We start from the raw sequence: 21,312 nt of genomic DNA, 5'->3' as shown, positions 1-21,312 counted from the left end.
CCACCGATGACATCAAGAAGCTTGAAGTCCCCTACAAGCCGCTGCACGTGGGCGGTTTCTGAGCGGAGCAAGGAAGCGAACATGACGATAGAACCAATGGTCGCCGGCATCCCGCAGATGGGTTACGGCACATGGAACCGCTCGGCGGACGAAGCCTATCAGGGCGCCATCTGGGCGCTGGAAGCCGGCTGCCGCCACATCGACACCGCCCAGGGCTACGGCAACGAGCAGGGCGTCGCCCGCGGCATCAAGGACGCCGGCGTGCCGCGCAGCGAAATCTTCATCACCACGAAGGTGAGGCCCGAAAATTACGGACCTGGCGCTGTCGTGCCGTCGGTCAGGGAGAGCCTGGAAAAGCTCCAGACAGACCAGGTCGACCTGCTGCTTCTGCACTGGCCATCACCGCATAACAAATATCCGCTAGCCGATTACGTCGGCCAGCTTGCAGAGGTTTTCGACGCCGGCCTCGCCAAGCGGATCGGTGTTTCGAACTTTACGAAGGCGATGATCGACGAAAGCATCCGCATGCTCGGCCACCGCACGATCACCACCAATCAGGTGGAGTGCCACGTCTACATGCAGAACCGGCCAATCATCGATTATTGCGAAAAGCTCGGTATTGCCGTCACCGCCTACTCGCCGCTGGCGCGGGGCGCCGTGGTGGGCGACCCGGTTCTCGACGAGATCGGCAAAGCCCATGGCGCCACGGGCGAGCAGGTTGCGCTCGCCTTCCTGATGGCCAAGGGGCATATCGTCATCCCTTCTTCCAGCAAGAAGGATCGCATCATCCTGAATTTCGAAGCACGCAAGATTGCGCTGGCGCCAACTGAGATCAAACGGATCGAAGGCCTCGAAAGGGGCATGCGACTGGTGAACGGCGATTGGTGCCCCGTTTGGGACGTGTGAGGATGGCTCGCTGCACTTTCTTTCAGTGCTGTCGAGTTCGAAATGACGGCCGCCGCCTGGTGTCGCGGCTGTGTTCAATGAGGAGATAAACATGGACTATCGCAAACTCGGCCCGAGCGGCACGATCGTCACCGCCTATTGTCTCGGTACGATGACCTTCGGCGCAGAGGCGGACGAAGCCGCTTCCCACAGACTGCTTGACGACTATTTCGCCTGGGGCGGCAATTTCATCGATACTGCTGACGTTTACAGCGCCGGCAAGTCCGAAGAGATCATCGGTCGCTGGTTGAAGACCCGGCCGGCCGAAGCAAAACAGGCGGTGATCGCCACCAAGGGGCGCTTCACGATGGGACCGGGACCCAACGATATCGGTCTTTCCCGGAAGCACCTGAACCAGGCGCTCAACGCTTCGCTCCGCCGCCTCGACGTCGAGTATATCGATCTCTATCAGATGCATGCGTGGGATGCGTTGACTCCGATCGAGGAGACGCTGCGTTTCCTCGATGACGCAGTCTCCGCCGGCAAGATCGGCTACTATGGCTTCTCCAACTTTGTCGGCTGGCATATCGCCAAAGCCTCTGAAATCGCCAAGGCGAAAGGCTATACCCAGCCGGTGACGCTGCAGCCGCAATACAGCCTTCTGGTGCGCGATATCGAGCTTGAGATTGTCGCCGCCTGCCAGGACGCCGGCATGGGTCTGCTTCCCTGGTCGCCGCTCGGCGGCGGCTGGCTCACCGGCAAATACAAGCGCGACCAGATGCCGACGGGTGCCACCCGGCTCGGCGAAAATCCGAACCGCGGCAGCGAATCCTATGCCCCGCGCAATGCGCAGGAGCGAACCTGGGCGATTATCGGCGCTGTCGAGGAGATCGCCAAGGCCCGCGGCGTCAGCATGGCGCAAGTGGCACTTGCCTGGACGACGGGACGGCCGGCTGTGACGTCGGTCATCCTCGGGGCCCGCACCTCCGAACAGCTCGCAGACAACCTCGGTGCTGCAAAGCTGGTGCTTTCCGATGAAGAGACGGCGAAGCTTAACGCGGTAAGCGCGCCGCAACCGCCTTCCTATCCCTATGGCGAAGGCGGCGCGAGCCAACGCAACCGCAAGCTCGAGGGCGGGCGGTGAGACATCGACCGGGACAGAGCACGTTAGCGGAGCGATCAGAATGTGGGATCTGGCTGCATGACCAGATTTTCGCGTGATCCACTTTTACGCCGTCCTGTGGCCGGTTTTTACTCCGCCGTTGACAGAAGACAATGCATCGCCGTTTCAGCCGCTGGTGTCATGCCGGTGTGTGGGAGCGCGAGTTCGGGACGCTGACGGCAGATCGAGACAATCAGTATCTGATGATCGATAGCACCATCGTGCGCGCCCACCAGCAGGCGGCCACCGGAAAAGGGGGGGGCCAAAGATCAGGCGTTGGGCGTTCCCGAGGTGGACTGACAACGAAGATCCACCTGCTGGCCGACACACTTGGCCGGCCACCCCGCTATTTCAGTGCTAGATGTTTGATCCGCAAGAATGCGTAGGTCGATCGAAATACTATGGAGCGCCGCAAGGTTACCAAGCTTTCTACGTCGTCAGTTAGGGTGCGTCGGCAATGTGACTAGTCATCGTGGCGGCCTTTGCCATCTCCATCCTTCAAGCAACAGGTCTTGAAAGGAAACGAAATTAAGAAACCTACATGTACACTGTAGTTATCTGGACCAGGGATTGATCACTTTCAGCCCAGCAGCCTCAAAAGGGCTCGTGTCGCGAGTTGCGATCGCGAGGCCATTCGCTGCGGCTGTGGCTGCAATGTAGCCATCAGCCGTGCCAATCGCTTTCCCAGATACTCGAGCGCGGGCCATCAGTTCGGAATAAAACTGAGAAGTAGCCAGATCGAAGGGCAAGATTCGCTCGAAAAAGTGGGGCAGCACTTCGCTCTCAAGGCGGTCGAGAAGGATAGTTTGTCGTTTCCCTGAAGGCATAGCAGCGATCCCGAAACGAAGTTCGGCAATCGTTATTGCGGAGAGGAACAGCGTCTCGATAGCTTGGGCGTCCAACCAGGCGATCACTGCCTCATCAGGAACCGGTTTCCAAGGCTCGGATATAACATTGGTGTCCAGCAAGATCATTCGAAGGTCATCGGTTCAGCAGGTGTCTTGTCGCGGCTTTTCTGCAGGGCTTCAACGTTGCTGTCGGAAAGCCCGGCGTCGCGACCAATGGCTGTCAGCAAAGAACCGAGCTTAACACGTTCAGGAGGACGAACAGCGGCTTCAATAATGTCACGGATCTCGGCCTCGGTGCTCCGGCCATGATGAGCCGCTCGCACCCGCAGAGCACGATGTGTTTCGTCAGAAAGGTTTCGAATGGTGACTGCCGGCATTGATATCACCTCCATAGGAATGATTGCTTTGATATCAAAATATACAAAACGACGCCAAAATTCAAGATATTCATTAATGAGGACAAACATCCTGTCTGATTAGATATCCCACCGTGATGGGATCTGAACCGGCGACATCCTATTCATCCGAGGTCCGTTCGCCTGCAACAGGCTTGAAATTGATCCGGGGCTAAATGGGCAGGCAGTGCGCCACGCTCAGCGTTCAAACCGGTCCAGCATTCTTCTCAACTGGGCGTTTTGCAGCCTGAGCTTTATGGCCAACTGGTTCCTCAGCACCTTGATCTCGTCATCGAGGCTCATCTCGTTTGCAGTGTGTATAACCTGGCGACCGTCCGCTATCGCCACCGCTTCCTTGCCGCGGCTCCTTTGCTTGCGCGGAGCGACCTCGACAGTTCGCTTGATCCTAGGGGTATCTTGTGCAGCGGTGACGTCGATACCAGTACCCCCGGATATAGCCGGATTAGCGACCTCCACCATTGTGGCGACATCGCCGTCACCGGCGCGGCCGGCGCTGTCGGACAACGGTCGGCACATCGGCACTCATTGCCGTATCAGTCTCGTCGGCCATGCTGTCAACAACGACTCGGGCTGATCTGCCTTTGGTAAAGACACTTCATCGCCGGATTTGCCATTCTGAGAGCTGCCCGGCAGAAACGTCATTGCGTCTTCCTCCAGGTCTCGAGCGGCGGACTTTAGATCCACGTTGCCCCAGCTCGAGTTGGACCTGGCATCGAGTTTTCGCCTGCCGGTTTTGTACTCGACGGCAAAGCTGCGTCGCACTTTTTTCAATATAAGAGGCCTTGGAAAATCCGCGGAAGGGTTTGCTGATATGCTGCTACATCACGAATAGCGCCTACCGGACTACCAATCTACACCCATCGTCATTTCGATCACCGCACCATTCCGGGAGCAGAATTTGTGGCCAATCGGATGGGGCTGAGGGCGGTCTATGCGCTCAACGTTCTTGAAAGGAAACAGCGGACCAGTAGTTCGTCCCGAGACTTTCTCACAGGTTCCCCACGATCCATTATGCGATCTTTCTGGCCTAAAACATGAACCCCATAGCAACAAGCAGGACGCTGGCCTCGAAAGCTCTCCCCGCGCCAGACCGTTGACCCCGCTATTTCAGTGTTGATGGCGTAAGGGGTATTTATGGAACTTCTCAATCATAGCGCTTTATGCTTACGCGCGACGCCGCCGGGCTCGTTTCGGCGATTTGCCGGAAACTGGATGGTGTCGCCCTTGCAATCGAGCTGGCGGCGGGACGTGTCGAAGCACTGGGACTGCGACAGACCGCAGAACTTCTCGACCAGCACCTCTCACTGTCGTGGCCTGGTCGCCGATCAGCTCCGGGACGACAGAGGACCCTCCAGGCTACCCTCGACTGGAGCTACGACCTCCTCTCGGCGATGGAGCGCGTGATCTTAAGATGCGTCGCTGTTTTTTCGGGTCATTTCACACTCGATGGAGCGATTGGCGTCGCCCCGAGGGAGATCGCCGCAGGTCTGGTCATCGAAGCGCTCGAGAACCTGGTCGCGAAGTCCATGGTTGCGTCCCGTCAGCTGAACGGTGCTACGCGTTATCGGCTGCTTGCGACGACTCGCGCCTACGTCCTTGCACTGGAAGGCGACCCGGTTGCGGGCCGAAATCTCTCAAGACGCCATGCGGAATACTGCATTGGGTGGCTCGAAAACAATGCTCTGGCAGGCGTTGCACTTCGCGAGACCAGCGCCCGTGCGCGCTATCTCGACAGTCTCAACGACGTCAGAAGTGCATTGGAATGGTGTTTTGGAGAGTCGGGCGATCAGCCCTCTGGAATACGCCTTGCAGCGCGGGCCGCCCCGATCTTTCTCGGTCTGTCACTTCTGGGCGACTGCTACAAATGGTGCGGGACGGCAATTCGCGCCCTTGGCCCCCAGGAGTCCGGCTCTCCCGACGAAATGCATCTTCAGGCCGCATTTGGCTTATCGGTGATGTTTACGCGGGGCAGCAACGATGACGCGCGCGAGGCATTGAACCGAAGTCTCGCAATTGCCGAAAAGCAAAACGATATCCGCAGCCAATTGCAGCTCTTGGCACCCCTGACGATGTACCATCTAAGGATAGGCGATTTCAGAACGGCGATCGAACTCGGCCGAAACGCTTCGCGCTTGTCAAAATTCGTCAACGATCCAGGGACCGAAGCGCTTGCACATTCAATCATTGGAATATCGCTGACCCACACAGGAGACCTTGCTGGCGCCCGCGCCGAACTTGAGGCCGCCCACCAGAATCCATCGCCAATCCTCGATCCTGGCGCAATCTACCTCGGCTTTGACGGGCACGATCTCGGACGCGTTCGAAAAGGACCATCCAGTCACACTGTCCATCGCATTGATCTGGGCGATCTCACTCTACATTGCCATGGAAGACGTGAAGGTGGCGCACGAGCTCCTCGACCGGTTTACAGCCCGCGCAGAACTCCATTCGCTCGAACCATATCTGGCGGCAGCACGCGCCTACAGGGGTCTGCTCGCCGTCCGGTCCGGCGATGCGGACAGCGGCGTTCCGATGCTGAAGTCCGCGCTGGCCGATCTGCACGCCGCTAAGTATGAACTCTTCACGACGACCTTTACCATCGCGCTCGCACGAGGGGTGGCTGAGATCGGTAGCAATGACGAGGCGCTGACCGTTCTGGGCGAAGCCATAGCCGGAGTAACTGCGAGTGGTGACGTCTCTCACATGCCTGACCTGCTGCGCGCCAAAGGAAACTTATTGCTGAAGGGCGGCTATCGCGAAGAAGCCGTCGAAGAATGCCTGTCTGAGGCCATCACCTGGAGTCGGGACCAAGGCGCGGTCATCTCTGAGCTCGCTGCCACGATCGACCTTGCAACCTTGCCAGCAGAGGGGAATGAGCGGCGCGAGAACAATGCTTCAAAGCGTATATCTTCGACTGTCCGAGGGGTTCGAGAACCCACTTGTGCGTCAGGCCGAACGTCTTCTCGCTCGACTGCCATAGGGCCACGTGCCTCTGTGAGAGACGAGCAGGAGCGCGCCTTTCGGACAAACGCCCTAGAGGTCAAGAACGGCATCGCTTGTCGGATGACAGCAGCACAAAAGGACATTGCCTTCTGCTGGTTGGTCGATCGGATCCGGTTGATACGACACGTCGCCTGCGATTACCGCCGTCTCGCAATTGTGACAAACGCCCGTACGACATGACCAACGCGCCGGCACATCGCAGGCTTCAGCCAGTTCGAGCAGGCTGGCGAATGTGAAACTCCACTGCACAACAAGGCCGCTGCGGGCAAACGAGATCATCGGACCAGAACCGGTCACGCCCTCTGGGGCATGTGGAGGGCGCACAGGTCTTTCAGCGATGCCGGGCGTCAGGGATTTGCCCGCGCCAAATGCCTCGGTATGAATGCGCGTTGCCGACACGCCCAGTCGTCCGAGGTCGGCGGCAATATCGGCCATGAACGGGGACGGCCCACAGAGGTAAAAGTCGCCGCTCAGAGGCAATCGCAACGATTGGAGAGCCGTTGCATCGACACGAGAGTGCAGATCATAGTCGCGCCCCTTGATGTCCGTCTGATCTGGCGAACTGTAGCAGATGAGACTGTGTGCATGTGGAAGCGATTGCAGCAGTTCGTGCACTTCGGTTACGAATGGATCTTCCCGACCATTGCGCGCGCCGTACAGCCACCATATGTCGCGTTCCGATTTCTCGGCTGCCAGTGCCTTCAACATCGCGATCATCGGTGTGATGCCAATTCCCGCGCTGATGAGCACAATCGGGCCGACGCCCTGGGACAGGATGAAACTGCCGCGCGGAGCGCTTACTTTGACCAGCGCTCCAACACTGAGACTGTCGTGAATGAAGCGGCTGGCGGCTCCCATGGCTTCCCGTTTTATGCTCACCCTGTAATGCGTGTCGGAAAGGGCCGATAATGAATAGCTGCGCAGCAGCTTCGAGGCCGCAGCCGGATTCAGTTCTAGAACGACAAACTGTCCGGGCAAAGCCTCGCCAAGGCTCCTCCCATCGGTCGGCTCCAGTTCGAGTGACACGACGTCCGCGCTCTGTCTTGTCTTTCCACTGACGCGAAACTCGCGAAAGCCGGTCCATGCAGGAGCAACCTGGGAAATGCCGACGAGGCCGGCGTTTCCGGTCCGCATGAGCGTGCCACTGGCCTGCAGGAGCAGCTCCTCAAATGACCGTCGCCACCCCTTGCTCAGAGCGGAATTGCCGATGGCAAGTTCCAGGCGGTCTTTGGGGTGTCCCGGCATGTAAAGAAGCCCGTCCGTCTCCGAGATCGTCATAGCTCCCTGGCCTGAAGCCACCTTGACGATTTGCTGGCCGGCCTCGACAAGCCCCTCCTCGACGACCCGAAAGTAGAAGCCCGGCCTGCCGTGGGAAACAACCAGCGCGGCCATCTCAGGAACACCCATCCTGATCCCGAGGCGGTAACAGGTCACGCGCGGCTGGGAGATCTCAAACAGCGCGCCGCCGATGCGAAACCGGTCGCCGACGCACACTTCTGCATCGGGCAACCCATCGACGGTAAAGTTCTCTCCGAACTGCCCGTATACGAAGTCGTCCCGGCCGAGGAACCGTTCCCAATATCGATAGGAGTCAATCTGGTAGACGAACACCGCCCGGTTTTCACCGCCGTGGCCGGCGGTGTCGCCCTGGCCGTCTCCATCAATGTTCAATCTGCGAACCATGCGTGGCCCCTTTACGGGCTCCTTCCAGATGGCGGTGCTGACCACCTGTCCCCGCCATGGTATGTTGCGCGGAAGTCCGACATTCAGGGAAAGCAGTTGGGCCATCGACACCTCTCCATTTCATGGGCTTCGCAGGGCGGAACGGGCAATTGCGCAGCACGCTCATCCGCCCGGAATGCAGCGTAGATCATTTCGAGCTTTTGATCGGGCCATCACGCCACAAGTCTGACGATTGAGCCTATCCCTGAGACCGGAGCTCGCGCTTTTGTCTCCTGTGCTCTTCCTTTCCAACCAGCATGGCGCGCTCAACGGCAGGCCGGATCGACATTCTCGAAACCCATTTGCCGACGCTTGGGAAATCCGAAAGATCCATCCCGGCATTCTTGTGCTGCACGACCCACGGGAAGCATGCCATATCGACGATCGAATAAGGTCCGGCGATATATTCAATGTTCGAGAGTTGTTTCTCAAGCACCTGGTAGAGACGACGAACCTCGCCGCTGAACCTCTCGATTGCGTAGCGAACGTGTTCAGAGACGATATTGCGGAAATGGTTCGCCTGGCCCGCCATCGGCCCCAGTCCAGCGACCTGCCAGAACAGCCATCGTCAACCCTCGCCCGCTGCCTTTCGTCTTCGCCATAGAAGCGGTTAAACTTCCGACCGAGATACTGAAGAATTGCTCCGGATTCGAAAATGGAAATTGCCCGACCGCCCGGCCCGTCGGCGTCCACGAGAGCGGGAACCTTGTTGTTGGGCGCGATCCGCAGAAAATCGGGCGCAAACTGTTCGTCGCGTCGGATGTTGGCGCAGGTCAGCCTATAGGGGACATCGAACTCCTCCAGCATGATCGTAATCTTGCTGCCATTGGGTGTCGGCCTGAAATATAGATTGAGGGCAGCGTGGGCCAAGTCGTCTCCAATTGTCTCGACCATCCGTATACACCCGCGTTGAGCGTCCTCTCGAACCGGTCCACCGCCGCTCCAGCGAACACCATGATCTGTTCATGGCGGTCACTGTCGCACTTCAATTTGCCCCCGTCGATTACACGATGGTATTCGCAATGGGAAAAGAAGCCGATGTCTCTGATGACCACCAGATCATCGTAGCCGCCGACATCCGAGAATGTCCGCGACATCAGATTCCGGATCGGAACACTGTAGCCGGAAAATAGCGCTTTGTAGGCGCGAACAACTCTTGGAGGCGTATCGATCAGCCCCTCTCGACCAGGATCATCTGCCGCCCAACGAATTAGGGTCCGCACTGCTGCTTCAGCCTCTTCTTTGGTCGGTTCACTGTCCGGACTGACAGAACTCCCTTCGACGATCGCATCCATCAGCCTTCTCCGTTTCAAACGTCAGAACATGCCGGCGTCAGAATATTCTTGGAAACAGACGGGAAAAGATTGCGCGTTTGGCGCAAGCATTGCCGAAAACGGCTGCGGTCAAAGGTAGGGGGTCGAAGGATAGGCTATCCTTCTTTCCGTCGGTCGCTCCCGGAAGTCGGATCTCGCCTTCGGCTCAGGTCGGAAGGACACCTCAGTATAATAGTATCGCAGAGGCTGCGACGTATGATCATCCGATAGTGAAACCTCACATGGGCCATGTCCAATGCTGTGTCGCGCCTCCGCCAACCCTTCAGAGTTTTCGCCAGATGTCGTGGCAGTTCTCCTCGAGCCCTGGCAACCAAGATTGGGACTGCCGGTGGATTTGCGCCATGGCAGATCACGGCAATCTCGAAATACATTGGCGACCATATCCAGGTTCCGATAAAGCTCGATGAGCTTGCCAGTCTCGTTCAGCTTAGTCGCAGTCAACTTCAGAGATCCTGCAAGGTCTCGTTCGGGCAGTCTCCTCACCGTCTCGTCGTCTATCGGCGCATCGTCACGGCGCAGACATTGATGAGACAAACCGACCGGCGTCTATCCGATATAGCGTTGTCTTGCGGCTTCGCCGACCAGTCACATTTCAGTCGGGCCTTCTTGACCATCACCGGTATCACTCCACGTCGCTGGCGGCACATCCACACTTTTGTCCTGCCTCAAGCCGGCGCGAGGCGCGATACGGACTGACCCGGACATCGAGGGACCGCTGCACATCGGGGAGCCGAGTTCTTAGGCTCAACACGCGCTCTCGATCGCTCATATGCAGTTCCCTTATCGAGCCAAGCCCGGCTAAAAACGAATAGCTGAGCATGCCTATTTTCACGGGTTGATTATTGTTAGAACGATACGTATCGTTTATATAGCAATTCAGCCGCTGCCGGCGTGTTGCTGCAGCCATGCCGTGAAAGACTTTTCCGGGTGGTTGGCCGCGAATGCCGATCAGCGTGGGTTGCCGGCTCTCCTTGGCGAGAAGGCGCGATCGGGTCGGCAACCAGATGTGTCAAACCGCGAAGCGATAGCGAAGCAAACGGTATCCGCCGCATGGTTTTGAAAGCGGCACAATTCGTTGGTGTCGAGGTCGCTCCTGTTTCGAACCGTCGATTCGCAGATATCTACTCGAAGGATTTAACAAATGGCTTGGTTGCGAAAAAAGAACCAGCAAAACATACAGTCGGAGACCAATATCACTGTCTTGACGCAAGGCACGCGTGAAAGCCCAGCGGCGAGCCCGCTTCCGGCGAACAAGGCGTCGCCGTCTGCCGTCCTCGTGCCGGTCTTTGCCATTGCGGTAGCGCTTTCTGGCGTCGTCGGCGCGGGCGCCAATTGGGACTGGTGGGTGGCGAGCCAGGCCGTGCAGACGACGGACGACGCGGCAGTTTTTTCCGACGTTTCGTCTGTCAGCACTCGTGTCAGCGGTACCGTCGAGGCGATCAATGTTTCCGACTACGCACAGGTCAGGGCCGGTGACCTTCTGTTTTCCATCGATCGCAAACCCTTCGAAGTCGCCCTGCAGGCGGCGAGAGCAAAGCTTGCCGCTGCTCGCGCTCAGTTGGAAGACAACGACATCCAGCGTGCGTTCCAGCTGACGCAGATCGATATTGCGATCGCACAGCAACAGGCGGCGACGGCCGACGAAATTCAGGCGAGCAAGGAGCTTGGGCGTCAGACCAGACTCGGCCTCGACGGCAGGGCGAGTTCGATTCAGACGCTCGAGAAGGCGACCGCCGGACGCGAGCGCGCCGTTGCGAATTCAAAAATGGCTGAGGCGACCGTTGTTGCGCAACGGGTCAAGCTGGAAGTGATCGCAAAACAGCGCGACGTGCTGATGGCGAACGCAGACACGGCCGCTGCGGACGTGGCGGCACGAGAATTGGACCTCGGCTATGCCGACATTCGCGCGCCTGTCGACGGTATTGTTGCCAAAAGGAACGTTCAGCTCGGAAACTTCGTCGCGACCGGCACAAGCATGATCTCGATCGTTCCCCTTCCGCGGGTCTATATCCTGGCCAACTACAAGGAAAACCAGCTTTCCCTTGTTCGGGAAGGTCAGCGTGTGGAGGTGTCAGTCGATCTGCTGCCCGGCAAGCGCCTGCACGGCACCGTGTCGAAGATTTCGCCAGCGAGCGGATCGACCTTCGCCTTGCTTCCTCCTGACAATGCCACCGGCAATTTTACCAAAGTTGCCCAGCGCCTCACCGTCAGGATCGAGCTCGACCCCGATCAGCCCAATTTCGATCGACTGCGTCCAGGCATGTCGGTCACAACGCGGATAGCCACGAAGGCAGGAAACAATGTCTAGCAGCCCGCAGCATGGCGATCTTTCCCGGCAGGGAAGCGTCGCGGTTGCCATGATTATGGCATCAATTCTGACCGCCTTCGACGTTCGCACAGCGAGCGTCGGATTGCCCGATCTTCGCGGCGCGTTCGGTCTGAGTTTTGACCAGGGCGCATGGTTGAGCAGCTTTGCAACGGCCCCGCAGATACTGGTCGCGCCGTCGATCGGTTGGTTGATAGCGGCCTTTGGCGTCAAGCGGGTCATGATCGGCCCGTCGATCGTCTATGCCGTGATCTCCACCACCATCCCTTTCGTTCAAGGCTTCGAGCTTCTGATTCTGTTGCATGCGATCAGAGCCCTGGTGCTCGGCATTTTCGTTGGGGCGACGCTCTTGGTTGCGTTTCGTAACCTCGAGAAGAAGTACTGGATTTTCGCCCTTGCCTTCTATGTGCTGAGAATTCCGTTTGCGCAGAATCTCGGTCTTTATACCGCCGGTAGCTATAGCCAGACTATTGGTTGGCAGTGGCTTTATTGGCAGGGCGCTATTGTCGCGCCGGTCATCGGGATCCTGTTCTGGTATGGCGGCAAGTCCATGCCTGTCGATCGCGATCTCCTGAGCCGGGCCGACTGGGGCGGAATGGCGCTGTTTGGGGTGGCCTTAACGACGCTCTACTTCGCGCTGGACCAAGGCAATCGTCTCGACTGGTTTGAATCGGGCTATGTTAAGTCGCTCCTCGCCGCGACAGCATTTCTGGCCGTTATTTTTCTTTGGCATGAAACCCGCGTCGAACATCCGTGGGCGCACGTCTCGATCCTTTATCACAGGAACATCGCGCTCGGCTTTGCCGCCATCGCCTGCTTCATGATCGCAAGCCTCGGAAGCTCTCTGCTCGAGCCGAACTTCCTTGTCAGCGTTGCGCGACTGCGTCCGGAACAGATCGGAGACTTCACCGCGCTCTACGCCATCCTGTTGCTCCTGCTGGCGACAGCCACGGCGGTTGCGCTCGTCAGGACGCTAAAGCAGCGGTCGACGCTCGCGATCGGGTTCAGCTGTTTTATGCTTTCGGCATGGCTTGGGACCCAATTGACCAGTCAATGGTCCGTACCGGAATTCCGCCTGATTGTCGTCCTGCAGACGTTCGGTGAAGAGCTCGTCTTTCTTGCCGCCGTCGCCACCCTGTTCGGCAATGTCAATCCGGCTCGTGCAATCTCGCTCGTCGCCTATGTTCAGGTCATGCGCCTTATCTGTTCGGAAACCGTTGCCACGACGATGACGACGTGGATCCGCAAGCGTGAGCAACTGCATTCCTATTTTATAAGTCTTCACGTCACTGGCACAACGCCGGGCTGGAACACGACACTCGCTCAACTCGGATCGGGATCGACGTCCGGCGCCTCGCCGGCAGAGATCGCAAAGCGGGGCCTCGGCAATCTTGCGGGCATAATCCAGCGGGAAGCCAATGTACTCGCCTATATCGACGGATTCTGGATCACCTTCATCGCGGCTGTGGTCGGGATGATCGTGGTGTCGCTAATGAAACCCTCCCCCTCGCACCCGCTGACGACGCGCTAAGGAAAAAAGGTCGCTCCGGTCGAGACTGGGAGAGAATGTCATGGACGATCATCATATCAAGGATATCGCCAACTGGCTGACACAAGGAGGGCTAACAGGCCTTTCCGAAGCCGACCTCTTGGCAGGCTTCTGCGAGCGCTGCGCCACAAGCGGCCTTCCTGTCGAACGCGCAAGCGCGGTGATGGATACGCTCCATCCGCTCTACGAGCGCCGCGCCTTTCGTTGGGATCGCACTCAACCCGTGCAGCGTGTCGTGGAGTTGGGCATTGTCGCGCCTGTCACTGTGCCCGACAACTGGCGCCGCACTGCCTTCCACTACCTGAAGGCGACCGGTGGAAATGAGCTCAGGCGGCGCATAAAGCTTGGGGATCCGGCCGATTTCTATCTGCTCGACGCGATGAAGGAGGATGGATTTTCCGATTTCATCGCCATGGCACACCGCTTTGCCAACCAGAACACGATCGGCGAAATCGACTGCTTTTTTCTCCATTTCGGGACCAGGGCGCCGGCCGGCTTCACAAAAGCGGACGAGCTTGCATTACGGGAACTGCTGCCCTGCCTGGCGCTCGCGGTCAAATGCGTCGTCGTCAGCGGTGTGGCCAGCACCATCGCCAAGGTCTACCTTGGTGACGATGCCGCCGACCAGGTGCTGCATGGTCGGATTACACGCGGTCGCAGCGAGCGCATTTCCGCTGCACTGTGGTTCTCGGATCTCGCCAATTTCACCCGGATCTCCGACACGGTCGACCCGGAAGAAATCATTCCCATGCTGAACGACTATGCCGAGGCCGTTATCACGTCCGTTCGACAGGCCGGCGGTGAAGTACTGAAACTGATGGGCGACGGAACACTTGCAATCTTCCGCGGCGGAACATCGAGCCAGGCCTGTGCCTGCGCCCTGGAAGCGTCCCGGCTGCTTGACGGGCGGCTCATCGATCTCAACGCCCGGCGGTGCGGAGAAGGTCGCCCCGCTACCGATCTCTACCTCGGTTTGCATGTCGGCGACGTCTTCTACGGCAATATTGGTAGCCAGGATCGTCTCGACTTCACGGTGATCGGCCCGGCCGTGAACGAGGTCAGCCGCATTACCTCGCTGTGTCGGTCACTGCACCAAGGATTGCTGATGTCGGGCCCCTTTGCAGCCTGCGTGTCTGCCTCTGAAATTGATGGCCTGCACTCGATCGGCCGGCATGTCCTGAGGGGTGTTAGCCGACCCCAGGAACTGTTCACCATCGCGTCCGAAAAGCGGCCGGCCGGCAATCGTATGTCGCTTCAAACCGACCCTCTTGAAGGCTCCCCGCCTCGTGCGCGAGCCCATCGACACCAAAGTACAATTGGTCGTGACAGCGTCACGACGTAAAAAGGAAGGAAACAGAAATGCCCTTGAAATCCCAGTTGTTCATGGCGGGCGAGAGGCCCGTCAAGCCGTCTTATCCGGCATTCAAGCTGTAGGAGCAGTTCGCATGGAAGCCTCATACATGCTTCGCTACAAGAAGATTCCCCTGGCCGGCGGCGTTGGCGAGATGCCTGCCGTTGGCTTCGGCACGCTCATTCCCGACCCGGTCGTGACAAGGCTTGCGGTCGCGAAAGCGCTCTCGGTCGGCTTTCGTCATTTCGACTGCGCGGAGCGGTATCGCAACGAAGAGGCGATCGGGGATGCAATCGCCGAGGCGATCGCCGAAGGTACGGTCCGCCGCGAGGACTTGTTCATCACCACGAAGCTCTGGAACACCAACCATCGTCCCGAACGGGTAAAAGCCGCATTCGAGGCAAGCTGTCGCCGTCTGCAAGTCGATTACGTTGACTGCTACATCATCCATACCCCTTATGCATTTCGTCCGGGCGAGGAGATGGATCCAAGGGACGACAACGGCCATGTCCTCTACGATCGGGAGGTCACCTTGATCGAGACGTGGCGCGCATTGGAAGATCTCGTCGACAGTGGCCACTGTCGCTCGATTGGTCTGTCCGACATCTCACTGGACAAGCTTAAGGAAATCGTAGCCAATGCACGCATAAAGCCCGCCGCCATTCAGGTCGAAGCGCATCCTTATCTGCCCGAATGGGAACTGCTCGAATATTGCCAGGCGAATGGGATCGTATTGCTGGCATTCGCGGCTCTCGGCCACGCGATGGAACCTAATCTGCTTGAAGATCCTGTCATCACCGGGATTGCGCATCGCGTCAACAAGACGCCGGCCCAAGTGGCGCTTGCCTGGGCCGCACAGCGGGGCACGGCGTTCCTGACGACCTCGGTCAAGCCCCTGCGCATCGAGGAAAACTTCGCGATTTCGACCCTGTCGGAAAAGGATATGGAAAAGATCCATTTCGACATATCGACGAACGTTCGCTTCAATGGCGTAGTGGATACCGGCGTGCCTGGCTTCATACCCCGCGTCAAAGCGGAGCAGGCGGTAAAATAGGATCTGATCGTTCCGCCATAGAGTGTGTGGGGCGCAAGGTTAGCTGCCTCGCACACAACGTGGGAAGACGCCGCAGCTCGCGAGAGCCGGGTGTTGCGATTGAAATGTCTGGAGGCCTGGATGGAAAATCAGAATGTCAGAGTGGCGCTCGAACAGCATTGGGCCGCTTCGGACGCCGGTAATTTCGAGCGCGAGCACGAAATCTACCATGCGGATGCTTTGCTCAACTATCCGCAGTCCGGCGAGCGCATCAGCGGTCGTCGAAGCATCCAGGAAAGCCGTTTCGTACAGCCCAACCACAAGCAATTTGATGTTCGGCGGATCGTCGGGGACGGCAACCTCTGGGTCACCGAATTCCTACTGACCTATGACGGCAAGCCCACTTATGCCGTGAGCATCATGGAATTTCGTGATGGGCTGGTTGCGCACGAAACACAGTATTTTGCCGATCGGTTCGAGCCTGCGCCGTCTCGCGCGCATCTTGTTGACCGATGATGCCGCGATCCTTGTTGATTGGGCCTGCGCAATTGGGATACGCGTTGATCATGAGCTCGACATCAAACACCGCCTCTCCCAGAAAACGGACCTCCGTCGGTTCGCGGCGCAATCCCGAGGCGGAGGCCGCCGTTCTTGCGGCCGCGAGGGAGTTGATTTGGGAAAAGGGCTATTCTGGCTTTTCGGTCGATGAAGTGGCACGCCGGGCGGGCGCGGGGAAGACGACCATCTATCGCTGGTATCCGACCAAGGCGGATCTTTTCATCGCGATCTACACGAGCGAACGTTCGGTCTCGGTGCCGGTACCCGATACTGGGAACCTGATCGAAGACCTCGTGCAATACACGACCAGCCTCTGGAGGTTCTGGGCATCGCATCCGGCAGGCGCGGCGCTGCGCGGCCTGATCGCCGAAGCCCAGGGCGCGCCGGAGGCGTTGAGCGCGCTGCGCGACAGGTTTCTTCCAGACCGAACGGCGGACGTGAGGAAGATCATGACGGACGCCGCTAAACGCGGTGAACTGCGCGCGGAAGAGGTCGAGGACAAGGTCTCGCTCTGGGTCGGCTTTAGCTGGTTCAAACTCCTGGTGGCCGAACTGCACGAAGAAAAGGCCATCCGTTCGGTGATGATGCATATAGCCGACATTCCACGGATTGCTGGTCAACAATAGCGGCGGTTTAACTGCGAGCAGATAGCGGACGCTTCGATGATCGTGTTAACGGCCCGGCTCGATGCGTTCTCGCCGGGATCGACAAAGATCCACGTCGACATTGACCCTCATCGATCGGAAAGACAGTACTGGTCAAGGTCGGCATCTTCGGCGATGCACTATCCGTCTCGGAACATCTGATCGCCGCCTCGCGATCCGAGGATGAGAAAAGCCGGGAGGAACGGCTAGAGCCGTGGTGGCGCAGATCCTGGTGGGCAACCAAGGCATTTAGCTGATATCGTGGACCTTGGCTCTATCATCACGGCGGGACGCGTTGCACTGGTCTGAGAATGAGCGAGGATCGAGAGGATGGCTATGTTGTTGGAGATCGATGTCGGCGCGCCCGTCCCGGACGCTGGACTTGCAGACGTGCTCGCGCCCGGCCTTCAGGTCGTTTTTTGCGGTCTCAATCCGGGCCTCACCGCCCGTCGCGATGGCCATAATTTCTCCTCGCCGAGCAATCGCTTCTGGCGCCTCATGCATCTGGCGGGTTTCACGCCTCGGCTCTTGAGAGCGGACGAGGAGCGGGACCTGCTTGAATTCGGCTGTGGCATCACGGCTGCGGTAGCGCGTCCGACAAGGTCGGCAGCAGAACTTAGAACTGGCGACTATTTGGCCGCGGCCCCCGACCTAGAGGTAAAAATGCGCAGGTTTGGACCAGCCAACCTCGCCTTTCTCGGAAAAGCGGCGTTCTCGGCAATCAACGGCAGGAGCGACTGCGACTGGGGCAGGCAGAACGTGGTGTTTGAAGGAGCCAGAACGTGGGTTCTTCCCAATCCAAGCGGTCTCAACAGGGCGTTCAGTCTGGATCGCCTAGTCGGTTACTACAGGTGCCTGAAAGCGGAAATCTAGTTCGATGACTACGGCTCGAAATCGCCAAGGACTACGGACGTGAAGACCATCACCTTCAGTTGGTTTTGTAGATCGAAACAGCACTGCGAGACCATCATACTCCTGCAAGCCAGTTGCGCGGATCAACTGACGCCGTTTAATACCACCATCTTGTCGTCGGCCATCTCCTCCATCGTCCAAGGAATACCCCCGACACCATATCCCGACTGCCTGCGCCCGGCAAAAGGCATCCAGTCGGTTCGAAAGGCCGTGTGGTCGTTGACGAGCACTGCCGATGCATCGAGATGCCTTGCCGCCTTGAGCGCGACGGCTATATCGGTGGAAAAGACGCTCGCCTGGAATGCATAAGGCAGAGAGTTGGCTACACGGATCGCCTCGTCAATGTCGCTATAGCCATAGACACAGGTTAGAGGTCCGAAGACCTCAAGCCGCGACACCTTGGCGTCCGCCGGCGGATCGAGCAGGACGGAGGGCAGAAGCGTGGTCTCGGACAACCGTCCTCCCCCGAATTGCCTTGCTCCCGCATCGGTCGCTTCCTTGATCCAGCTTGCGACACGTTCCGTCTCGCGCGGCAGGATCAGCGGCCCGACTTCCGCCTCCTTCAACGTGGGATCACCGACACGGAGGCTTGCGACCTTGGCGGCGAGCGCGTCGGTGAAGTTGGATAGGATGTCATTGTGCACGAAGAGGCGCTGCACCGACACGCAGACCTGCCCCGCGTGATAATACCCGCCTTTGACGATCGTCCCGATGATTGCATCGACACTGGCGCTGCGATCGACGATAACAGGGGCTGCTCCACCATGTTCCAGCGCACATCTCGTGCCTGGCGGCAGCTTACTTTTCAGATACCAGCCGACCTTAGCCGAGCCGATGAAGCTCAGGAAGGCGACGCGCTGATCCGTAGCAAAGCTCTCGGCAAGCGCATTGTCCTCCGTGATGAAGGTCTGACACCAGCGCTCGTCCAGTCCCGCCTCCCAGAACAGCTTGACGATCTCGATGCAGGAAATCGGCGTGGTTGCCGCCGGCTTGACGATGACCGGGCAGCCGGCCGCCACTGCGGGCGCAATCTGGTGGATGATGAGATTAAGGGGGTGGTTGAACGCCGATATCGCCGCCACGACGCCGATCGGCTCCTTGGTGGTGAAGGCCCATCGGTTGGTACTGGCAACAGTCAGGCCCATCGGGATTTCCTTGCCGCCAAAACTGCGCAGCTCGTCTGCCGCGTTGACGAGACCATCGATCGCGCGCGTCACCTCGATGATCGCATCCGTCAGCGGCTTGCCACCTTCGCGGGCGATCATGATGGCAAAGCGGTCACGGTTCTCGGAGAGAAGCTCGGACACCCTTCTGAGGATAGCCATCCTGCGATGCGCCGGCAGCCAGGCGCTTCGATCGGCATAGGCTTTCGCGGCAACTTCGAGCTTATGCTCGAGAGCAGCGGCGTCATCGGCCGGTATTTCGGCAATGAGCGCGCGATCGAATGCCTGATAGACCTTCAGGTTAGGCATCATCTTGATCCTCCAGAATGGCGGGAAGCCGCTCGCGCAATTCCCTCACCAGCACACGTTCGTTTTCCGAATAATCGACAGGAACGTTCACCAGATGAACGCCACCGCCGGAAAAGGCATCTTCAAGCGCCTGCTTGAACTGGCTGATGTCGTCGACCCTCGTCCCCTTGGCTCCGTAGGATTGCGCATATTTCACGAAATCCGGGTTGCCGAACGTCATTCCAAAGTCCGGAAACTCGTCCACCGCCTGTTTCCAGCGGATCATGCCATAGGCATCATCCTCGATGACGAGGATGACGAGGTTCAGCTTCAGCCGGACGGCCGTTTCGATCTCCTGCGAATTCATCATGAAGCCGCCATCCCCGCAGACCGCCATGACACGCCGTTCCGGATAGAGCATCGAGGCGACCATGGCCGATGGGAGACCGGCGCCCATCGTTGCAAGGGCGTTGTCGAGCAGCAGTGTGTTCGCCATGCGCGTCCGATAGTTCCGTGCGAACCAGATCTTGTACATGCCGTTGTCAAGCGCCAGGATGCCATCATGCGGCATGACTTCCCGCATGTCATGGACCAGCCGCTGCGGCGTGAAGCGATCTTCCGTTGCCCGAACGGCGATGCGCTCGAGGATGCGCTCCCGCAGGTGAAGAAGGGCTTGCGCGTTCGGCAGCTTGCCTTCGAGGCGATCCGCCAACGCCTTCAACGATGGACCGATATCGCCGATGACTTCCGATTGCGGGAAATAGACCTGCTCGACCGTCGCCGGCTGATATCCGACATGGACGACGTTCGGACCACCCTTGCCCATGATAAAGGGCGGCTTCTCGATCGTATCATGGCCGATGGTAATGATGAGATCGGCCTGCTCGATCGCCTCATGGACATAGTCCCGCTCCGACAGTGCGGCGGTACCCATGTAGAGCTCGGTTCCGCCCGGGACCGTTCCCTTGCCCATCTGGGTCGTGAAAAAGGGGATGCCGGTGCGGATGACGAATTGCGCGATATCAGACGTCGACCGAGGACGCGAAGCGGCTGCCCCGAGCATGAGGAGCGGGCGTTTTGCCGCGGTAATGAGGACGGCCGCGCGATCGAGCGCCGCGTCACTTGCGATCGGCAGCTCCAGCTGATGCGGGGCGACCAGAGCGACCGGTGCGCATTCCTCGGCAGCGATATCCTCCGGGAGCTCAAGATGGACCGGTCCTGGCCGCTCCTCCTGTGCGATCCGGAATGCCTCCCTGACCATCGTCGGGATCATTTGCGGCGAAACGATCTGCCGGGCAAGTTTGGTGAGCGGCTTCATCGACGCCACCACGTCTACCACCTGGAACCGGGCCTGCCGGGACGAAAGCACCCCTTTCTGGCCGGTGATCATCACCATTGGCATGGCGCCGAGCAGCGCATATGCCGCGCCCGTCGAAAGGTTCAAGGCGCCCGGCCCGAGCGTCGTCAGGCAGACACCCGGTTTGCCGGTCAGGCGACCATAGGTCGCGGCCATGAACGCAGCCGCCTGCTCATGCCGTGTCAGCACCAGCTGAATGGACGATTTGCGGATGGACTCGACAACATCGAGATTTTCTTCGCCTGGAATACCGAAGATACGGTCGACACCCTCGTTTTCGAGTGCGGCCACCAGAAGATCGGAGCCTTTGGTCATGACGGATGCCTCGTTTGGTTATCAGGTCGATCCATGAGCGATTGAGATGAAGCGAGTGCAAACATAAGCGCCTTCCCGATCAGATCCAACGGTAGTTCGGTGCATATATCCCAGATTAGGTGTGCTTAATCGGCCTGCAGAGGATCGCCGGAAAGGAGACACCTTTCGGCCCAATTCGGGGTACCGCAAATATTCGCCTTGAATGGGATCGAACCGGCGACCCAGTATTTTCAAATCCGTTTGTCTGACCACAAGACGAGAACAGCTTTCGGTCACGTCACATTGGTCCGGGCAAATCGGGTTGAGGTACTTCAGACTTGGCAACCACGACCACTCGACCCGCTGCCCTCCACATATCTTATAAACTGGCTTCGCTCCTTGCCGCGATTTTACAGCAGAATAGGCCTCCCAGAGTTCCTCTGGTTGCGCGCCCATTTTGCCATTGC

The 21,312-nt window shown here is 58.7% G+C and carries 16 protein-coding genes and 3 pseudogenes; 11 read left to right on the top strand and 8 right to left on the bottom strand.

Going from position 1 to position 21,312, the window contains the following annotated elements; all coding sequences use genetic code 11:
* The first annotated feature begins 81 nt into the window (after nt 1–81).
* The 3 genes and pseudogenes from FHT71_RS29255 to FHT71_RS32005 all read left to right on the top strand — a co-directional run.
* Nucleotides 82–906 (top strand): aldo/keto reductase, encoded by an 825-nt coding sequence (locus FHT71_RS29255; protein ID WP_132593852.1) that lies wholly within the window; start codon nt 82–84, stop codon nt 904–906.
* 91 nt (nt 907–997) lie between these two features.
* Nucleotides 998–2,029 (top strand): aldo/keto reductase, encoded by a 1,032-nt coding sequence (locus FHT71_RS29250; RefSeq protein ID WP_132593854.1) that lies wholly within the window; start codon nt 998–1,000, stop codon nt 2,027–2,029.
* 200 nt (nt 2,030–2,229) lie between these two features.
* Nucleotides 2,230–2,361 (top strand): annotated as a pseudogene (locus tag FHT71_RS32005) (IS5/IS1182 family transposase); the annotation flags it as partial.
* 240 nt (nt 2,362–2,601) lie between these two features.
* On the opposite strand, the gene FHT71_RS29245 reads toward FHT71_RS32005, so the two are convergent.
* The 3 genes and pseudogenes from FHT71_RS29245 to FHT71_RS32000 form a co-directional block, all read right to left on the bottom strand.
* Complete coding sequence (locus FHT71_RS29245) at nt 2,602–3,021, bottom strand: type II toxin-antitoxin system VapC family toxin (protein WP_132593856.1); 420 nt, start codon at nt 3,019–3,021, stop codon at nt 2,602–2,604.
* On the bottom strand, nt 3,018–3,272 hold the full coding sequence (locus FHT71_RS29240; protein ID WP_132593926.1) for a plasmid stabilization protein: 255 nt from the start codon (nt 3,270–3,272) through the stop codon (nt 3,018–3,020). Before FHT71_RS29240 ends, FHT71_RS29245 begins: the two co-directional genes overlap by 4 nt.
* Nucleotides 3,273–3,488: 216 nt before the next feature.
* Nucleotides 3,489–4,082 (bottom strand): annotated as a pseudogene (locus FHT71_RS32000) (transcriptional regulator).
* 389 nt (nt 4,083–4,471) lie between these two features.
* Here FHT71_RS32000 and FHT71_RS29230 point away from each other — a divergent pair.
* Nucleotides 4,472–5,881: a hypothetical protein gene (locus FHT71_RS29230; protein ID WP_183723047.1), complete on the top strand. Its 1,410-nt coding sequence runs from the start codon at nt 4,472–4,474 to the stop codon at nt 5,879–5,881.
* 463 nt (nt 5,882–6,344) lie between these two features.
* On the opposite strand, the gene FHT71_RS29225 is transcribed toward FHT71_RS29230, so the two are convergent.
* From FHT71_RS29225 to FHT71_RS29215, 3 genes and pseudogenes are all read right to left on the bottom strand, one after another.
* Nucleotides 6,345–8,102 carry an MOSC and FAD-binding oxidoreductase domain-containing protein gene (locus tag FHT71_RS29225; protein WP_183723045.1) on the bottom strand — a complete coding sequence of 586 codons (1,758 nt, stop codon included), beginning with the start codon at nt 8,100–8,102 and terminating at the stop codon, nt 6,345–6,347.
* 133 nt (nt 8,103–8,235) lie between these two features.
* Nucleotides 8,236–8,843, bottom strand: a pseudogene (locus FHT71_RS31995) (glutathione binding-like protein).
* Entirely contained in the window at nt 8,810–9,331 is a 522-nt protein-coding gene (locus FHT71_RS29215; protein WP_183723043.1) for a GTP cyclohydrolase I, read from the bottom strand. Before FHT71_RS29215 ends, FHT71_RS31995 begins: the two are co-directional and overlap by 34 nt.
* Nucleotides 9,332–10,511: 1,180 nt before the next feature.
* Here FHT71_RS29215 and FHT71_RS29205 point away from each other — a divergent pair.
* The 7 genes from FHT71_RS29205 to mug all read left to right on the top strand — a co-directional run bounded on the left by FHT71_RS29205 (nt 10,512) and on the right by mug (nt 17,704).
* The gene (locus FHT71_RS29205; RefSeq protein ID WP_183723041.1) at nt 10,512–11,678 is read left to right on the top strand and encodes an HlyD family secretion protein; all 1,167 of its coding nucleotides are present in this window, start codon (nt 10,512–10,514) and stop codon (nt 11,676–11,678) included.
* Nucleotides 11,671–13,227 carry an MFS transporter gene (locus FHT71_RS29200; protein ID WP_132593868.1) on the top strand — a complete coding sequence of 519 codons (1,557 nt, stop codon included), beginning with the start codon at nt 11,671–11,673 and terminating at the stop codon, nt 13,225–13,227. The genes FHT71_RS29205 and FHT71_RS29200 overlap by 8 nt, the downstream gene beginning before the upstream one ends.
* Nucleotides 13,228–13,267: 40 nt before the next feature.
* Complete coding sequence (locus FHT71_RS29195; protein ID WP_183723039.1) at nt 13,268–14,587, top strand: adenylate/guanylate cyclase domain-containing protein; 1,320 nt, start codon at nt 13,268–13,270, stop codon at nt 14,585–14,587.
* A 103-nt stretch (nt 14,588–14,690) separates the two neighbouring features.
* Nucleotides 14,691–15,650, top strand: a complete 960-nt coding sequence (locus tag FHT71_RS29190; protein WP_183723037.1) for an aldo/keto reductase — start codon at nt 14,691–14,693, stop codon at nt 15,648–15,650.
* Between the two features lie 120 nt (nt 15,651–15,770).
* Nucleotides 15,771–16,145, top strand: a complete 375-nt coding sequence (locus FHT71_RS29185; RefSeq protein WP_132593872.1) for a nuclear transport factor 2 family protein — start codon at nt 15,771–15,773, stop codon at nt 16,143–16,145.
* Between the two features lie 50 nt (nt 16,146–16,195).
* Entirely contained in the window at nt 16,196–16,813 is a 618-nt protein-coding gene (locus FHT71_RS29180; protein WP_132593874.1) for a TetR/AcrR family transcriptional regulator, read from the top strand.
* 354 nt (nt 16,814–17,167) lie between these two features.
* Nucleotides 17,168–17,704 carry a G/U mismatch-specific DNA glycosylase gene (gene mug, locus FHT71_RS29175; RefSeq protein WP_132593928.1) on the top strand — a complete coding sequence of 179 codons (537 nt, stop codon included), beginning with the start codon at nt 17,168–17,170 and terminating at the stop codon, nt 17,702–17,704.
* A gap of 122 nt (nt 17,705–17,826) precedes the next feature.
* On the opposite strand, the gene FHT71_RS29170 is transcribed toward mug, so the two are convergent.
* Nucleotides 17,827–19,215 carry an aldehyde dehydrogenase family protein gene (locus FHT71_RS29170; protein WP_183723049.1) on the bottom strand — a complete coding sequence of 463 codons (1,389 nt, stop codon included), beginning with the start codon at nt 19,213–19,215 and terminating at the stop codon, nt 17,827–17,829.
* Nucleotides 19,208–20,866: an acetolactate synthase large subunit gene (locus FHT71_RS29165; protein ID WP_132593878.1), complete on the bottom strand. Its 1,659-nt coding sequence runs from the start codon at nt 20,864–20,866 to the stop codon at nt 19,208–19,210. The genes FHT71_RS29170 and FHT71_RS29165 overlap by 8 nt, the downstream gene beginning before the upstream one ends.
* Between the last annotated feature and the right edge of the window lie 446 nt (nt 20,867–21,312).

This window comes from Rhizobium sp. BK060 (assembly GCF_014193145.1).
Classification (GTDB): domain Bacteria; phylum Pseudomonadota; class Alphaproteobacteria; order Rhizobiales; family Rhizobiaceae; genus Rhizobium.
Note: the sequence above shows the minus strand (reverse complement) of the source record. Positions and strands in the feature narration are given on the sequence as shown.

Bases quoted from the DNA above. Each gene is read 5' to 3' on its own strand.
- FHT71_RS29255 (WP_132593852.1), top strand. From the start codon at position 82: ATGACGATAGAACCAATGGTCGCCGGCATCCCGCAGATGGGTTACGGC.
- FHT71_RS29250 (WP_132593854.1), top strand. From the start codon at position 998: ATGGACTATCGCAAACTCGGCCCGAGCGGCACGATCGTCACCGCCTAT.
- FHT71_RS29245 (WP_132593856.1), bottom strand. From the start codon at position 3,021: ATGATCTTGCTGGACACCAATGTTATATCCGAGCCTTGGAAACCGGTT.
- FHT71_RS29240 (WP_132593926.1), bottom strand. From the start codon at position 3,272: ATGCCGGCAGTCACCATTCGAAACCTTTCTGACGAAACACATCGTGCT.
- FHT71_RS29230 (WP_183723047.1), top strand. From the start codon at position 4,472: ATGCTTACGCGCGACGCCGCCGGGCTCGTTTCGGCGATTTGCCGGAAA.
- FHT71_RS29225 (WP_183723045.1), bottom strand. From the start codon at position 8,102: ATGGCCCAACTGCTTTCCCTGAATGTCGGACTTCCGCGCAACATACCA.
- FHT71_RS29215 (WP_183723043.1), bottom strand. From the start codon at position 9,331: ATGGATGCGATCGTCGAAGGGAGTTCTGTCAGTCCGGACAGTGAACCG.
- FHT71_RS29205 (WP_183723041.1), top strand. From the start codon at position 10,512: ATGGCTTGGTTGCGAAAAAAGAACCAGCAAAACATACAGTCGGAGACC.
- FHT71_RS29200 (WP_132593868.1), top strand. From the start codon at position 11,671: ATGTCTAGCAGCCCGCAGCATGGCGATCTTTCCCGGCAGGGAAGCGTC.
- FHT71_RS29195 (WP_183723039.1), top strand. From the start codon at position 13,268: ATGGACGATCATCATATCAAGGATATCGCCAACTGGCTGACACAAGGA.
- FHT71_RS29190 (WP_183723037.1), top strand. From the start codon at position 14,691: ATGGAAGCCTCATACATGCTTCGCTACAAGAAGATTCCCCTGGCCGGC.
- FHT71_RS29185 (WP_132593872.1), top strand. From the start codon at position 15,771: ATGGAAAATCAGAATGTCAGAGTGGCGCTCGAACAGCATTGGGCCGCT.
- FHT71_RS29180 (WP_132593874.1), top strand. From the start codon at position 16,196: ATGAGCTCGACATCAAACACCGCCTCTCCCAGAAAACGGACCTCCGTC.
- mug (WP_132593928.1), top strand. From the start codon at position 17,168: ATGTTGTTGGAGATCGATGTCGGCGCGCCCGTCCCGGACGCTGGACTT.
- FHT71_RS29170 (WP_183723049.1), bottom strand. From the start codon at position 19,215: ATGCCTAACCTGAAGGTCTATCAGGCATTCGATCGCGCGCTCATTGCC.
- FHT71_RS29165 (WP_132593878.1), bottom strand. From the start codon at position 20,866: ATGACCAAAGGCTCCGATCTTCTGGTGGCCGCACTCGAAAACGAGGGT.